Origin of the sequence: Paraconexibacter sp. (assembly GCF_041602235.1) — a bacterium.
Lineage (GTDB): Bacteria > Actinomycetota > Thermoleophilia > Solirubrobacterales > Solirubrobacteraceae > Paraconexibacter.
Genome location: NZ_JBFIGP010000079.1, coordinates 1 through 13,771, shown reverse-complemented (window position 1 = coordinate 13,771; position 13,771 = coordinate 1). Strand labels below are relative to the sequence as shown.

Genomic DNA, 13,771 nt, shown 5'->3' with positions numbered 1-13,771 from the left:
GCGGCCCGCCCAGGATGATCGGGCGCCCGGTGGCCGAGCGGCCCGCCCCGACGACGAGGTGGTTCGACATCCGTCCCGGGCGGGAGAGATCCAGCGCGCCCAGCGGGGTCGAGAGCTTCAGCCGCTCGTGCTTCACGCGCGCCTGGTCCCGAAGCGAGCGCAGTTGCGGCAGCAGCTCGCCGAGACCGCCGCTGATGCCGTCGGCCCCGGAGGTCACGCCGAGGACGTTCGCGGCCGGATCGAGCTTTGCGGCGTCGCGCAACGCGTAGGGGAAGCGCCTGGTGGTGTGGACGGTGCCGTCGAGGTTGTCGCGGTTGCGCAGGTCCTCGTACGCCCGGCGGCCGACCTCCGGGCCCAGCTCCTTGCTGAGCTGCGCGAGGATCGTGGCGTTGGCGAGCTCCGACCCTCCCCCGGCCCCGAACAGCGCGCGCACGATCGAGACGACCGCGACGACGTCCGTCCGCTTCCACGGTGCCGGCGAGACGATGCCCAGGTCCGCCAGCCCGGCAGGCAAGGGCACCTCTCCGCGGACCCCGAGGGCGATGTACTCGTTGATCCCGGCGACGTAGCTGTCGAGGATCCGCAGGACGTCGGCACCGGCCTTCCCGTAGCGCTGCGGAAGGCGCTGCGCCATCGCGGCGAACTCCTCCTCGGTGTAGCCGTACAGGCGCGCGATCTCGGCGTCGGCCAACCAGGCCTGCGAGGTCCCGAGCAGCTCGAACGCCTCAGCGCGGCCGAGCGCACGCAGGAGCTCCATGATCGCCAGGCGGTCCTCGGCGCCGACGAATCCGGCGCCGAACGCCATGTCCTCGTCGGTCGCTCCGTAGATCGCCGGCTCCCCCCAGCGGCCGTCACGGACCACCGTGACCCCGGCGCGAGGCCGGTAGGTCCGCTCGCCCTCGGTCCGCTGCCCGAACCGACGGACCTTGAAGAAGTCCTCGAGCCGGTCGGCGGTCAGCGTGGGGTATGCCTGGACGAGCGAGTCGTAGGCACGCAGCTCGGCCGTGGCGTGCCGCGTGTCGGCGCCAGGCGGCGTGATCGTGCCGTGGATCTGCGCGTCGTCGATCCCGTCCAGGAAGGACGGCTGCAGGAACTCGGGTCCCGACGGCGCCTGCGCCCCGGCGGCGGACGGGAGGGCCAGCGTCGCCGCGAGGACGATCAGCAGGCGGCGAACGGGTCGGCCACGGGTCCACATGTCGACGCGTGACCCTATCGCCCGTCCCCCCCGCTCACCGCACGCGCCCGGGCTTCGCGCGCGCGAAGAAGATCTGCGCCGGGCCGTCGCGTTCGTCCTCCCAGGCGACGATCACCTGTCGTCGCGTGGCCGCCAGCGCGGGGCGCCACTGGTTGGAGCCGGCCCGACCGCCGTCGTCGACCCGGACACGGCGACGGACCCGCGGCGCCGGTCCGGCGGCACCGCTCACCCGCGCCAGGGAGATGTCGCCCGGCCCGTGCGCGTGGTCCTGCCAGGCGACGAGGGCCTCACCGGAGCGCATACCCAGCACGGCCGGGGAGAACGTCGACTCCGGGCCCGCGCCGTGACCGTCGACCTGGACCGTCGCGCCGCCGTCGACCGGTGCGAGCACCGTGTCGTAGCCGCGGCTCACCGTCCGCTGACCGTCCGGCTCCTTGACCCACCGCGTGCTGGCCACCACCGCGCGGGAGGACGCCCCCGAGCCGACCAGCGCCGCACGTGGCGTGTCGTCCAGCGCCTCGTCCTGGGCCGGCGCCTCGGTCAGCATGCGAGCGGCGGCGAAGCTGCGTCCGCCGTCGGAGGACTCCCGCGCCCAGACCCGCCAGTCGTAGGTGCGGAAGTCGATCCAGGACACGACGACCCGGTCGCCCGACGCGGCGACCGACGGCGCCCATGCGTGGTCCAGCGTCGCCGCGAGGGGGACGGGAGCGGGCCCGTCGTCGATCCGGACCGACGGAGCCACGTCGTCCCCCTCGACCGTCGCGGCACGGACCTCCGACTGCGGCAGATCGTCACCGCTGAACCGTCCGCGCTCGTCGATCCACGTCAGCACCGCGCGCCCGGCCCCGGTGGCGGCCACCTGCGGCTTCCACTGCTGCACACCCGACGGAGCGCGCTCGTCCACGGGCATGGGGGGACCGAACGTCCGGCCGCCGTCCGTCGAGCGCGTGATGTACGCGCGCCAGACCCCGCTGCTGCGGTCCTGCCAGGCGCACCACACCGTGCCGTCCGGACCGACGCTGACGCTCGGCCACCACTCGTCGACCGCCCCCGCGGGCCGCCCCGTCGGTCGCACGGGCCGCCGGAATCGCGCGCCGTCGTCGCCGGAACGCGCGAGGACGATCTGGTCGCGCCGCCCTCGCCGCTCCTCGAACGCGGCCCACACCGAGCGCCCTCGGGCGGCCAGCGAGACGTTGCGCTGCGCCCGGCGCGAGGGCGACAGCGGCCGGTTCGGCGTGAACGGGCTGCCCGGCCGCCGCGGCTTGCGGCGCTGGCGGCGCACGGGCCGCGTCTGCGCCACGTGGACGTCGTGGGCGAGGACCCCCTCGACGTGCCCGTTCTCACAGGCCCCGGCCTGGGCCGGATCGGGGCAGCGGACACCGCTCCCCGGCAGGAGCCGCTCGCCGATCGCGCCCAGCCGGGTGCGGCGGGCCGGCAGGGTCTCGTCCGGCGTCGCCGGATCCGGCGCCACCCAGGGCGACACGGCGACGAGACCGGGCTGCGGCGTCTGACCGAGGAGCGAGGCGCCGGCGGGGCGTGCCCCCCGCGGCTTGACCATGATGGCCTGCTGGTTGTCGGCCGAGAAGCCGAACAGGTTGCCGGTGAGCTCCGGCAGGACGAGCGTGTGCATCGACGGGTGTCGCAGCACGTCGCTGTAGCCGGAGGCGCGGATGATGTCCGGCGCCCACGGGCCCGAGGTCCGGATGGTGTCCCCCACGAAGAACTCGGGCTGGACGAGCACCTCGACGTGATCCTGGTCGAGCTTGGCGGTGACGTCCGGCATCCACGCGTCCTTGGAGGTGACGATCCCGAGCCGTCCGACCGGCGTGTCGACGCCCCGCAGCCCGCTGACGAGCCCGGGCTTGAGATCCAGGGACCCGGCCAGCTCGACCGGCGTGAGGTAGGCCTTGACCTGCCGCGACACGATGCGGCCGTCGGGGTCGAACACCAGCGCCATGTTCACGGCGTCCGGCGTGGTGGCCTCGTAGGCGTAGGTCCGGGACACGTCCTCGGGGGCGCGGAGCGCGGCCACCAGGGCCGGGTCCTCCTTCGCGCACGGCTCTCCCCCGGGCGGCGGCACGTAGTCCGCCCTGCTCGTGCAGACGATGCGCCACTCGCGCGCCATGTTGACCCCACCGACCACGTAGGCGTCGGTGCGGTCCGCCAGTTCGGCGAGCGTCTCCACCGCGACGTGCGCGAAGGTGTCGGTCAGCGCGATCGCGAGCAGCCGCGTCGGGGGGAACGGCCGGCCGGCCAGTTCCGGGAAGCGCAGCGCGTAGTGGGCGGATTGCGGCGAGTAGGTCGCGAGGAGCCCGCCGATCGCCGTGGTGATGTCGGTCGCGCGCCGCGCGGTCTCGCCCTGCTGCCCGCTGAAGGCCGCGAGCAGCCCGAGGTCCTCCGGCAATGCGATCAGATCGCGCGCGGTGGCCGCCGGTCGCGCGCGGTCCGTCGGACCCAGCAGGCGCGAGGCGACGTCCTCGGCGCCGTCCTGGATGGTGACGCCCGCCGCGACGGCCTCGCGACGCAGCCTGGCGTCGGCGAGGCCCAGCAGCTTGGCGCGGAACGCCTCCTTCGAGGCGATCCACTGCGGTTCGATCTTCGGGCCGACGGCGAAGATCCGGACCCGCTTGGCGTCCGCCGCCGCCGCCAGACCGGACGCGAGCGCCAGCGCCAGCGTCAGCGCCGCGACGGCCCGCATCGGACGGGTCACAGCCCGTCGACGGCGTCGGCGAGCTCCACGTCCGCCGCGGTGATCCCGCCCTCCGAGTGCGTCGAGATCCGGAGTCGCACGTTGTTCCAGCCGTGCAGCAGGATGTCCGGATGGTGGTTGCGGGCCTCGGCGATCGCGCCGACCGCGTTCACGAACGCCAGGGCCTCCGTGAAGTCGGCGAAGGAGCGGTCGCGGACGAGCTCCTCCCCCTCCCGCCGCCAGTCGGGGCGCCCTTGCAGAGCCCCGTCGATCTCGGTGTCGCTGAGCCGTGCCATATCGTTGCGGAGCGTATGCGGATCGTCAGCCTCGTGCCACACGCGACCGAGCTGCTGTTCGAGCTCGGCCTCGGCGACCAGGTGGTCGCCGTGACCCACGAGTGCGATCACCCGCCCGCCGCGCGCGAGCTCCCGCACGTGACCCGCGACCGGCTGCCCCCCGGGCTCGGCCCGGCCGAGATCGACGAGGCCGTCAAGGCCTCGACCCAGGACGGCCAGGCGATCTACGAGCTCGACGAGGACCTGTTGCGCGAGCTCGAACCCGACCTCATCGTCACGCAGCAGCTGTGCCCCGTCTGCGCGGTCAGCTACGACGAGGTCAAGGAGGTCGCGCAGGCGCTCCCCACGTGCCCGAAGGTCGTGGCGCTCGACCCCAAGACGTTCGGCGAGACCATGGGCGACATCCGCACGCTCGCCCACGCGACCGACAGCAAGGCGGCCGCGCTCGCCCTGATCGACCGCCAGCGGCGCCGCGTCGACCGGGTCAAGATCGCCGTCAAGGACGCCCCGCGCCGTACCGTCGCAGCGCTCGAGTGGTTCGACCCCGTGTACATCGCCGGGCACTGGACGCCCCAGCTCATCGAGCTCGCCGGCGGCGTCGACGTCCTCGGGTTCGCCGGGGAGCACAGCCAGGTCGTGAGCTGGGAGCACGTGGCGGCGGCAGGTCCGGAGGTGGTCGTCTGCATGCCGTGCGGATACGACGCGCAGACGGCGCACGCGCAGGCCCAGCCCTTCCGCGAGCAGCTCGCGTCGCTCGGCGCCCAGGAGGTCGTGGCGGTCGACGCGGCCGCCTACTTCTCCCGTCCCGGGCCACGCCTGGTGGACGGGCTCGAGCTGCTCGCCCATGTGCTCCATCCCGACCTCGTGCCGCACGCCCCCGGCGTCGCGCTCCCCATCCTGGACGTCGCACGCACATGACGCCCGCGGCGCACCTCCGGGGCGTGGGGGCCGGAGCGCCGAGCGCCGCCCCCGGTCGTGAAGGGCCGACGTCCTGAGCCGACTCGTCCTCTACCTGCACTCGTCGGCCGGTCGCTACGGGGCCGACCGCCAGCTCTTCGCGATCGTCGCCGGCCTCGATCCCGCCCGGTATCGGGCGCTCGTCGTGCTCCCCGAGGACGGGGAGCTCGCGGACGACCTGCGCGCCCTCGGGGTCGAGGTGATCGTCCGGCCGCTCGCCGTCCTGCGCCGGTCGCTCATGTCCCCGGCAGGCGTCAGCCGCGTCGCGGCCTCGTGGGCGGCGGACGCGGGCGGACTCGGCCGGATGGCCCGCGCCCGGGACGTGGCGCTCGTCCACACCAACACGTCCGTGACGCTGGGTGGCGCCGCCGCCGCCCGCGTCGCCGGTGTCCCGCACGTCTGGCACGTGCGCGAGATCTACACGGGGTTCGAGCGGTGGTGGCCGGGGTATCGACGCCTGCTCCTGACGGCCGACGCGCTCCCGTGCGTCAGCCGGGCGACGTGGACGCAGTTCGACGGCGCTCCGGAGGCATGCGTCCTCCCGGACGGGCTCGCGGTCGACCCGCGACGGGCGGACAGGACGGCGGCGCGCGAGGCACTCGGACTGCCCGCCGACGCGTTCGTCGTGGCGACGCTGGGACGGATCTCCGGATGGAAGGGCCAGGACATCCTGGTGCGCGCCCTCGGGCAGCAGGCGCTCGCCGGGCGCGACGACGTCATCGCGCTCATCGCCGGCGACCCCTGGCGAGGGGAGGAACGCCATCTCCGGGAGCTCCACGAGATCGCCGGTCGCCTCGGAGTGAGCGATCGCGTCGTGCACTGCGGCTTCCGTGCCGACGTCGACACCGTCTACGGCGCCGCCGACGTCGTCGCGGTCCCGTCCAAGCAGCCGGACCCGTTCCCGAACGCCGCCCTCGAGGCGGGCGCCGCAGGGTGCTGCGTGGTGGCCAGCGCCCATGGCGGGCTCCCGGAGATGCTCCGCGACGGCGAGACCGGCGTCCTCGTCCGGCCGGCGGATGCCCGGTCCCTGGCGTCGGCGCTCGCGGACCTCGCGGACGACCCGGCGCGGCGCGCGCGACTCGGCGCTGCGGCGCACGACGACATCCGCCGGCGGTTCACCACCGAGCGGATGCTCGAGCGCGTCCAGGGCCTGTACGACGGCCTCCTGGACGGCCGCGGTGGCTAGAAGCCCACGGGCGTCGCCGACTTGGCGATCGCCACGCCCGCGACGGCCACCGCGATCGCGAGGACGACAAGCGCGACCGTCCCGGCGGTGCGGCGCTGCGTGCTGTCGGTCTGCTGCAGCACGACCGTCACGACCACGCCGCCGATCAGCCCACCGATGTGTCCGCCGATCGAGATGTTCAGACCGGGCACGAACGAGATCATGAGGTTCAGGAGGATCAGCGGTCCGATGCCGGACGCCATCGGGTCGAAGCCACGGGCGCGCAACTCGAGGAAGGCCGCGGCCATCAACCCGAACACGGCGCCGGACGCACCGACCGTCACGGCGTTGGGGTTCACCAGCAGCGCTCCGGCGGAGCCGGCGAGCAGCGACACGAGGTAGAGCAGGGCGAAGCGGACCTGCCCGAGCGCGGGCTCGAGCATGTTGCCGAGCATCCACAGCAGGTACATGTTGAAGCCGAGGTGGATGAGGCCCGAGTGGAGGAAGCCTCCGGTGATCAGCCGCCAGTACTCGCCGTCGGCCACGAGCGGCCCGAACAGCGCCCCCCGGGCGAAGAGCTCGTTGCCGCTCCCCCCGGCCCCGATCGATCCGCTCGCGAGCGCCGCGACCACGCACACGCCGATGAGCACCGGGGTGAGCTGGACGGCCGACCCGACGTTCTGCAGCGTGTGGACGGCGGTGCGCTGCTTGCTGCACTCCGGGCAGCGCATGCCGACCGGGGTCGGCGTCATGCAGTCCGGGCAGATCGGGCGGCCGCAGTTCGAACACGACACCCCGGTCTCGCGACTGGGGTGCCGGTAACACGTCTGTGTGGTCGTCGCCATCGGCGATCCAGGGTATCGACGCCCGTCGACCGGCGGTCAGGCGAGCGTCGCGTCGAGGATCGGCGCGCTGGTCGGGATGACGCTCCCGCCACTCGGCTCCGCGGTGACCAGTATCTGCTCGACGCCGTCGACCTTCTCGTCGATGTTCACGACCGCGCGACCGTCCGGGCGGACGGAGAAGAGCGTGTGGGTGGGCTCCGGTGTGCCCTCCCGCATGAGCCACACCTGATAGACGCGGCCGTTCGGCGCGGCGGGCAGGCCGGTGACACGCAGCGTCGCCTTGCCGTCCTGGACCGCGACGGTCGCCCGCGCGCCCGGGGCGGTCACCTCGGCCTGCACGGTGCGGACCGGCCCGGGGCCGTCGCCACCGCCGGACACGAGCAGGCCGGCACCGACGCCGGCCAGCACCAGGCAGGCCGCCAGCGCGGCGGCGAACCCCGGTGAGACGAGCCAGCTCGGCCACCAGACGCGGTCGCGCAGACGCATGTCGTGCGGTGCCGGAGCGGGACGGTCCGCCTCGGGCCCGGCGGCGCGCAGCAGCTCGGCCTCCGATTCCACCACGGACATCAGGCGGTGCCGGAGCTCCGGGGGCGGGACGAGCTGCGGCGCCGCCATGGGGAGCTGGTCGGCCACGATCTGCAGCTCCTCGACCTCGGCGCGGCAGGCGGCACACGTCTCGAGGTGCGCCGCGAAGGCGACGCGCTCATCCTCGGACAGCGCGCGCAGCACGTACGCCCCCGCGTCCTCGGCGCGGTCGCAGTCGCTGTGGGTGAAGCCGAACCGGGACATCATGAGGGGAGCTCCTGGAGACCGCCGAGCTGCCCGCGCATCTTCTCGAGGCCGAGGCGCATCCGTCCCTTGACGGTCCCGATCGGCGTCTGCAGCATCGACGCGATCTCGCTGTGGGTGAACCCCCCGAAGTAGGCGAGCTCGATGACCTTGCTCTGCTCGGGGGGAAGGGTCTTGAGCGCAGACCGCACCTCCTGCGCCTCGTCGCGGCGGGCCGCCTCGACGTCCGTCCGGTCCGCGGCCTCGAACCGCTCCTCGATGCCCTCGTCGCTCGCGCGTCTGCTGTCGTGCTTGACGCTGCGACGCAGCGCGTCGATCGCGCGGTTGTGCACGATGCCCAGCACCCAGGTACGGACGCTCCCCCGCGTGCGGTCATAGCGGGCGTTCGACCGCCACAGGCTCAGGAACGCCTCCTGCACCACGTCCTCGGCGGCAGCGCGCGCGCCCGTCATCCGGTAGGCCAGCGAGAAGGCCGCGGTGGAGTGCCGCTGGTAGATGAGGTCGAAGGCCCCCGACTCGCCCTGTCGGACGAGCTGCATGAGGTCCTCGTCGGCGAGATCACGCAGAGCGGAGCTCGCCGGAGGAGGTGTTCTGCGGAGTATCGCCATGCACTGGGTCTTCGCACGCCGCGGGCAAACGGATCAGTCCTCGCCGCATCGCCGCTCAGCCCGCGGGCTCAGGCTGGCGCACGATCCCCTCGAGCTGCTTGATGGCGCGGTGGATCAACACCTTGGTCGCGCCGTCGGTCCGCCCCATGGCACGGGCGATCTCGCGGTTGTCCATCCCGAGTGCGAAGCGCATGATGAGCGCCTCGCGACGGTCGTCCGGCAGTTCCTGGATGCCCTCGAGGATCCGCGAGAGCTCATCGCGGCCCTCCACGAGATCCTCGGTCGTGTGGACGGCGGCGATGACCGTCGTGTCGTCGATCGGCGTCTGGGGCTTGCGAGAGCGGTCGCGGTAGAGGTTGGCCGCGAGGTTGTGGGCGATGCGGATCAGCCACGGGCGCAGCGGGCGACCGTTGGACTCGGCGAGGGCGCGCTCGAAGTGCCGGTAGGCCTGCAGGAACGTCTGCTCCGTGAGGTCCTCGGCGTCGTGATGGTTGCCCACCCGGTAGTACGCGTACGAGTAGACGTCGCGCAGATGCGCGCGATAGAGCTCCGAGAACTCGTGGTCGAGTTGGGCCTTGTCCACCAGGGAAGCCTATCCCGAGCGCGTCGGCCGCACGCTTCTGCAGCGCGTATCGCCGTTGTCGGTCAGCGGCGCTCGAGGAGCCGCTTGGCGTCCTCGGCGAGAGCACGCGCCGTCTGCTCCACGAACTCCAGAGCGTTGTCGGAGCTCTGGAGCCGCGCTTTCTGGCGGTTGCGGACCCGCAGCACCACCAGCGCCGCGCCGGCGGCGCCGCCGATCGCGGTCGCGGCCGCCGGGCGCACCCAGTTGCGCGGGTCCCGCATGGCGCTGAGCTCCCACGCCTCGAGCTCCTCCCCGGCGAGATCCGCCAGGTTGGTGAGCGTCTGCTCGAAGCGCTCACGGAGGTTGGCGGGTGGGTCGACCGGCCGGAGCGCCCGGGCGACGAGGTGCTCGAAGTCGATGTCGCTGAAGGCGGTCTCGCTCATGGTGGTCTCCTGGTCGCACCCGCTGCGGATCAGGCCGCGCGGCTCCTCGCGGTCTTCTTCTCGGGTGACGTGATGCCCGTCGCCCAGGTCCGCGCCTCGACGCGGCCTTCGACGACCGCCGCCAACCCGGCGACGCAAGGTGCCTGGCCACCGTCGGCCGCGATCGCCGCGGCCAGCAACGGCACCGCGTCGAGCGCCTCGGCCGTCTGGCCCAGCCGCGGTTCGATGTCCGCTGTCGCCACGCCGGAGCCGAGCATCTCTCCGGCCCGGCGGTTGCGGCTGCCGGCGGCCATCACGGTGGCGACGAGGTCGCCCGCGCCGGCGAGGCCGGCGAACGTCTCCGGATGGCTGCCCCGGCGACGCGCGTAGGCGTCGACCTCGGCGAAGATCTTCCCCGCGGCTGCACCGGCCGCGTTGGGACCGGCGTGCGCCGCCGTGGTGGCGGCGGCGAGGACCGCGGCGTTCTTGGCGGCCCCGGCGAGCTCGGCGCCCGTGACGTCGGTGGTGGTCTGCACGTCGAGATCGGCCTTGGCCAGGAGCTCGGCGAGCTGACGCGAGAAGCCGCGATCCGCGCTCGCGGCGAGCAGGGACGCGCCGTGCTGCAGCGCGTCGGCGGCGTGGCCGGGCCCGGCCAGGCACGCGACGGCCCGGGCGGAACACCGCTCGGCGACGTAGTCCGTGGGCGTGGTCCCGAGCGGCGCGACGAGGCCCTTGCTGAGGACCAGGACGCCGGTGCGGCGGGTCAACTGACCGCCGTGGGCGGCGACGGCGGCGGGCAGCGCCCGAGCCGGCACCGCGAACACGACGAGATCCTGGGCGGCCAGGTCGAGCTCGGCTGCTCGGCGGACCGCGACGGCCTCCGGCAGCGCGACGCCGGGAAGGTACGGGGCGTTCTCGCGCGCGGCTTCGATGCTGGCGACCTGCTCGGCGGTCCGGCACCCCAGCTCCACGGTGACGCCGGCCCGCTGCAGGGCGATGGCGAGGGAGGTCCCCCAGCTGCCGGCCCCGATGACCGCGGCCCGGCGGATCGGCGGCAGGCCGCCCAACCACTCCCACTGCAGCATCACGCACGGCCAGATGCGCTCGGTGACCGCGGCGGCCAGATGCGGCGACGGGGCCTCGACCTGCGGGAAGTTCAGCGGGCTGCCGGCACGGACGCGCACCTTGTGCGGGCGGATGCGCCACCCGCGCCGGATGCGCTCCGTCCCGATGATGGCGACGGGCACGACGGGCGCGCCGGTCTCGAGCGCCAGGCGTCCGACCCCGCGCCGGGGGGATCCGAGCGTCCCGGGCCGTACGCGGGTGCCCTCGGGGAAGATCAGGACGCCGTCGCCCCGCTCGAGGATCTCGCGAGCCGTGGCCATGGCGTCGCCGTCGCCGTTGCCGCGGTCGACCGGGAACGCGCCGAGGCTGTTCAGGAACCACGCCTGGAGCCGCTTCTCGAACAGCTCCTTCTTGGCGACGAAGTAGATCGGACGTCGCGCCAGGGACGCGATGATGAACGGATCCAGGAAGCTGCGGTGGTTGGCGGCGAAGATGACGGGACCCTGCTGGGGCACGTGCTCGCGCCCCACACGGCTCAGCCGGAAGTACAGATGGAAGAACGGCTGGAAGAAGGCCCGCACGATCCAGTAGACGAACGGATTGACGCCCTTGGTGCGGGCGCGGTGCAGGAGGGCCGATTGATCCATCGCGAGGGATACCCGGACTGATCGCCGTGGGTTACAGGCCGCGTACTAAGGTCATGCCGATGAACCGTGTCCGGATGACTCGAGGTGCCGCTGCCGGTGCGGTTGCCGCCGCCGTCTGGGCGCTGCAGCAACCCGCCGATCAGCGGGTGTTCGGGGTGCCCTACGACGACACCGAGCTGCTCGGGAAGTTCGTCACCCGCGGTCCGGCCTGGCGTCCGGCCGGCTGGGCCATCCACCTCGCCAACGGGGCGGCGTTCGGCGCCGCCTACGCGCACCTCGCGCCGCGCATGCCGGGGCCGGCCTGGGCCCGGGGGCCCCTCGCGGCGATGGTCGAGAACGTCGTCTCCTGGCCGGGTGTCGCGCTGAGCGAGCGGCTGCATCCCGCGCGCGAGGAGCTGCCGGCCCTCTGGCGCGTTCCGGGAGCGTTCGCCCAGGCGACCTGGCGCCATCTGCTGTTCGGCGCCGTGCTCGGCGAGCTCGAGCGCCGCCTCAACGACTGAGCTCGGTTCAGGCCATGCCGTCGGAGACGTTGCGCTCGATGAGCGCCGCAGCGTCCGGGTCGAGATCACCGAAGCCGACCTTCCGTCCGCCGTGGGTGCGGATGTCCAGCACCGCCCGGCGCCGCAGCGGTCGACGCAGGCGTTGCGTCACGCTGCGCACGTCCGCGTGGCGCAGCGCGTGCACGCGCGGGCTGAAGGCGTGCAGCGGCGACCACAGCAGGCGGCGATCCGTGACCGCCAGCACCACCTGCGGGCTCTGCCACGTCGACGCGCGCGCGACGAGCCGTACGTCCTCGAAGGCCTGGAGCTCACGCAGGAGCTCGGGCGGCAGCGCGCGGCGGACGCGATCCGACAGCCACCGGCCGTCGCGCGGGACCGCGGGACCCTCCGCCGGCCGTCCGGGGACGACGAGGTGCCCGTCGGCTGCGGCGACGCCGGCGCGAATCGTGTCGCGTGCGGAGTTGACCATCGCCATCCTCGCCTGCGCCTGCGGACCGGGCGCGCGGTCGGGGTGCAGGTGCTTGGCCAGCTCGCGATACGCCCGCTCGACCTCGGCGTCGGTGGCGTCAGGCGTCAGACCCAGAACGGCGTAGGGATCCAAGAGCCGGAGGACGGATTCGAACCGACGACCCCCTGTTTACAAGACAGGTGCTCTGACCAGCTGAGCTACTCCGGCGCGGCGTCGAGGGTAGCGCGATCGCCGCGCGGGCTCTCGGGTCCGCTGCCGCTCCACCTCCGGCCAGCCCCATGGTCCTCGGGACGGCGACCGCGTACGGTCTGGACCATGCCGGCCCTCGTCGACGACCGTCCCGCGCACGTCGCCGCGATGGAGAAGCCCCGCCTGCGCGGGGTGTCCCATCAGTACGCCTTCGTCGTCGCGGTCGCCCTCGGCCTGCTCCTCGTGACCGTCGCGGACGGCGCGCAGGCGACGACCGGGGCGGTGATCTACGCCATCGGCGTCTGCGGGCTCTTCGGCGTCAGCGCGCTCTACCACCGTGCCACGTGGTCCCCGGAGCAGCGCCGCTGGATGCGGCGGGCGGACCACGCGATGATCTTCGTGTTCATCGCGGCGACGTACACGCCGATCGCGTTGCTCGTGCTGAGCGAGCCGCTGCGGACCACCATCCTGATCGTCGTGTGGGCGTGCGCCCTCGGCGGGATCGCCCTGCAGCTCGCCTGGGTCGAGGCGCCGAAGTGGCTGCAGGCCCTCCTCTACGTCGCGATGGGCTGGGTCTCGATCGTGACGATGCCGCAGATCCTCGACGAGCTCGGTGCCCTCGCCGTCATGGGGCTCTTCGCGGGTGGCGTGCTCTACACGCTGGGGGCCGTCGTCTACGCGCGGGGCCGGCCGGACCCGGTCCCCGCCGTCTTCGGCTACCACGAGATCTTCCACGCCCTGGTGGTCCTGGCCGCCGCGTCGCACTACGCCGTGATCGGCCTCGCGGTGCTGCCGACGGCCTGAGCGGCGGGTTCACGCCGCAGCAGCAGCGCCACGCCGCCGGCGAGCACGACCGCCACGATCGCCACGAGATACCCGTCGTGCGCGGCCGCGAGCGCCTCCGAGGGCGCGGGCTCCCCGACGACGGCCACCAGCAGGGCCGTGCCGATCACGGCTCCGAACTGCCGGAACGCGCCGGAGATCGCACTCGCCGCGCCGAAGCGGTCGGCGGGCACGTCGGCGACGGCGGCAGCGCCGAAGGTCGGGAAGGTCAGACCGATCGCGATCCCGTTGAGGACCATGGCGGGCAGCCACGTGCCGACGTAGTCCGGGACGGGGCCGGTGGAGGCGAACAGCACCAGCGCGCCGACGTACACCACACAGCCCGGGACGATCACGGCGCGGTGCCCGAACCGGTCGGCGAGACGGCCGGCGGGCCCCGACACGATCGCGGTGCTGACCGGCCCCGGGACGACGGCGAGCCCGGCGCTGAGCACGGAGTAGCCCCAGATCTGGGTCAGGAAGAGGATGTTCCCGAGGATCGTGGCGAAGAACGCGGTGGCGACGAGCAGCGTGCCGGCGTTGCCCAGGCG

At 73.6% G+C, this 13,771-nt stretch carries 15 protein-coding genes and 1 tRNA gene; 4 read left to right on the top strand and 12 right to left on the bottom strand.

The annotated features are described in order from the left end of the window. The 3 genes from ABYE80_RS08700 to ABYE80_RS08690 form a co-directional block, all read right to left on the bottom strand. A partial coding sequence (locus ABYE80_RS08700) for a penicillin acylase family protein (RefSeq protein ID WP_372789879.1) occupies positions 1–1,195 on the bottom strand: 1,195 nt, incomplete at its 3' end. A gap of 34 nt (positions 1,196–1,229) precedes the next feature. Continuing rightward, a complete protein-coding gene (locus ABYE80_RS08695; RefSeq protein WP_372789878.1) occupies positions 1,230–3,905 on the bottom strand; it encodes a hypothetical protein in 2,676 nt (891 codons plus the stop codon). Then, on the bottom strand, positions 3,902–4,180 hold the full coding sequence (locus ABYE80_RS08690; RefSeq protein WP_372789877.1) for a 4a-hydroxytetrahydrobiopterin dehydratase: 279 nt from the start codon (positions 4,178–4,180) through the stop codon (positions 3,902–3,904). The genes ABYE80_RS08695 and ABYE80_RS08690 overlap by 4 nt, the downstream gene beginning before the upstream one ends. Positions 4,181–4,195: 15 nt before the next feature. On the opposite strand from ABYE80_RS08690, the gene ABYE80_RS08685 reads away from it, so the two are divergent. Both ABYE80_RS08685 and ABYE80_RS08680 read left to right on the top strand, forming a co-directional pair. Next, on the top strand, positions 4,196–5,098 hold the full coding sequence (locus ABYE80_RS08685) for a cobalamin-binding protein (protein ID WP_372789876.1): 903 nt from the start codon (positions 4,196–4,198) through the stop codon (positions 5,096–5,098). 73 nt (positions 5,099–5,171) lie between these two features. Continuing rightward, entirely contained in the window at positions 5,172–6,323 is a 1,152-nt protein-coding gene (locus ABYE80_RS08680; protein ID WP_372789880.1) for a glycosyltransferase family 4 protein, read from the top strand. Here the strand turns inward: ABYE80_RS08680 and ABYE80_RS08675 are convergent. The 6 genes from ABYE80_RS08675 to ABYE80_RS08650 all read right to left on the bottom strand — a co-directional run bounded on the left by ABYE80_RS08675 (position 6,320) and on the right by ABYE80_RS08650 (position 11,240). Next, positions 6,320–7,147 carry a rhomboid family intramembrane serine protease gene (locus tag ABYE80_RS08675; protein ID WP_372789875.1) on the bottom strand — a complete coding sequence of 276 codons (828 nt, stop codon included), beginning with the start codon at positions 7,145–7,147 and terminating at the stop codon, positions 6,320–6,322. The genes ABYE80_RS08680 and ABYE80_RS08675 overlap by 4 nt on opposite strands. 36 nt (positions 7,148–7,183) lie before the next feature. After that, complete coding sequence (locus ABYE80_RS08670) at positions 7,184–7,939, bottom strand: anti-sigma factor domain-containing protein (RefSeq protein ID WP_372789874.1); 756 nt, start codon at positions 7,937–7,939, stop codon at positions 7,184–7,186. Next, a complete protein-coding gene (locus ABYE80_RS08665) occupies positions 7,936–8,475 on the bottom strand; it encodes an RNA polymerase sigma factor (RefSeq protein ID WP_372789873.1) in 540 nt (179 codons plus the stop codon). Before ABYE80_RS08665 ends, ABYE80_RS08670 begins: the two co-directional genes overlap by 4 nt. A 124-nt stretch (positions 8,476–8,599) precedes the next feature. After that, complete coding sequence (locus tag ABYE80_RS08660) at positions 8,600–9,127, bottom strand: RNA polymerase sigma factor (RefSeq protein WP_372789872.1); 528 nt, start codon at positions 9,125–9,127, stop codon at positions 8,600–8,602. Between the two features lie 62 nt (positions 9,128–9,189). Continuing rightward, on the bottom strand, positions 9,190–9,549 hold the full coding sequence (locus ABYE80_RS08655) for a hypothetical protein (protein ID WP_372789871.1): 360 nt from the start codon (positions 9,547–9,549) through the stop codon (positions 9,190–9,192). Positions 9,550–9,578: 29 nt separating this feature from the next. Next, positions 9,579–11,240 carry a 1-acyl-sn-glycerol-3-phosphate acyltransferase gene (locus tag ABYE80_RS08650; RefSeq protein WP_372789870.1) on the bottom strand — a complete coding sequence of 554 codons (1,662 nt, stop codon included), beginning with the start codon at positions 11,238–11,240 and terminating at the stop codon, positions 9,579–9,581. 59 nt (positions 11,241–11,299) lie between these two features. Here ABYE80_RS08650 and ABYE80_RS08645 point away from each other — a divergent pair, with 59 nt between their 5' ends. Then, a complete protein-coding gene (locus ABYE80_RS08645; RefSeq protein ID WP_372789869.1) occupies positions 11,300–11,740 on the top strand; it encodes a hypothetical protein in 441 nt (146 codons plus the stop codon). A 7-nt stretch (positions 11,741–11,747) separates the two neighbouring features. On the opposite strand, the gene ABYE80_RS08640 is transcribed toward ABYE80_RS08645, so the two are convergent. Both ABYE80_RS08640 and ABYE80_RS08635 read right to left on the bottom strand, forming a co-directional pair. Continuing rightward, complete coding sequence (locus ABYE80_RS08640; RefSeq protein ID WP_372789868.1) at positions 11,748–12,341, bottom strand: DnaJ domain-containing protein; 594 nt, start codon at positions 12,339–12,341, stop codon at positions 11,748–11,750. A gap of 1 nt (position 12,342) precedes the next feature. Beyond that, positions 12,343–12,416 (bottom strand) — tRNA-Thr (locus tag ABYE80_RS08635). A gap of 108 nt (positions 12,417–12,524) precedes the next feature. Between ABYE80_RS08635 and ABYE80_RS08630 the strand changes: the two genes are divergently transcribed. Then, positions 12,525–13,202: a hemolysin III family protein gene (locus ABYE80_RS08630; protein WP_372789867.1), complete on the top strand. Its 678-nt coding sequence runs from the start codon at positions 12,525–12,527 to the stop codon at positions 13,200–13,202. On the opposite strand, the gene ABYE80_RS08625 is transcribed toward ABYE80_RS08630, so the two are convergent. Continuing rightward, a partial coding sequence (locus ABYE80_RS08625; RefSeq protein ID WP_372789866.1) for an MFS transporter occupies positions 13,163–13,771 on the bottom strand: 609 nt, incomplete at its 5' end. The genes ABYE80_RS08630 and ABYE80_RS08625 overlap by 40 nt on opposite strands.

Bases quoted from the DNA above. Each gene is read 5' to 3' on its own strand.
- ABYE80_RS08690 (WP_372789877.1), bottom strand. From the start codon at position 4,180: ATGGCACGGCTCAGCGACACCGAGATCGACGGGGCTCTGCAAGGGCGC.
- ABYE80_RS08650 (WP_372789870.1), bottom strand. From the start codon at position 11,240: ATGGATCAATCGGCCCTCCTGCACCGCGCCCGCACCAAGGGCGTCAAT.
- ABYE80_RS08630 (WP_372789867.1), top strand. From the start codon at position 12,525: ATGCCGGCCCTCGTCGACGACCGTCCCGCGCACGTCGCCGCGATGGAG.
- ABYE80_RS08675 (WP_372789875.1), bottom strand. From the start codon at position 7,147: ATGGCGACGACCACACAGACGTGTTACCGGCACCCCAGTCGCGAGACC.
- ABYE80_RS08685 (WP_372789876.1), top strand. From the start codon at position 4,196: ATGCGGATCGTCAGCCTCGTGCCACACGCGACCGAGCTGCTGTTCGAG.
- ABYE80_RS08655 (WP_372789871.1), bottom strand. From the start codon at position 9,549: ATGAGCGAGACCGCCTTCAGCGACATCGACTTCGAGCACCTCGTCGCC.
- ABYE80_RS08670 (WP_372789874.1), bottom strand. From the start codon at position 7,939: ATGATGTCCCGGTTCGGCTTCACCCACAGCGACTGCGACCGCGCCGAG.
- ABYE80_RS08665 (WP_372789873.1), bottom strand. From the start codon at position 8,475: ATGCAGCTCGTCCGACAGGGCGAGTCGGGGGCCTTCGACCTCATCTAC.
- ABYE80_RS08645 (WP_372789869.1), top strand. From the start codon at position 11,300: ATGAACCGTGTCCGGATGACTCGAGGTGCCGCTGCCGGTGCGGTTGCC.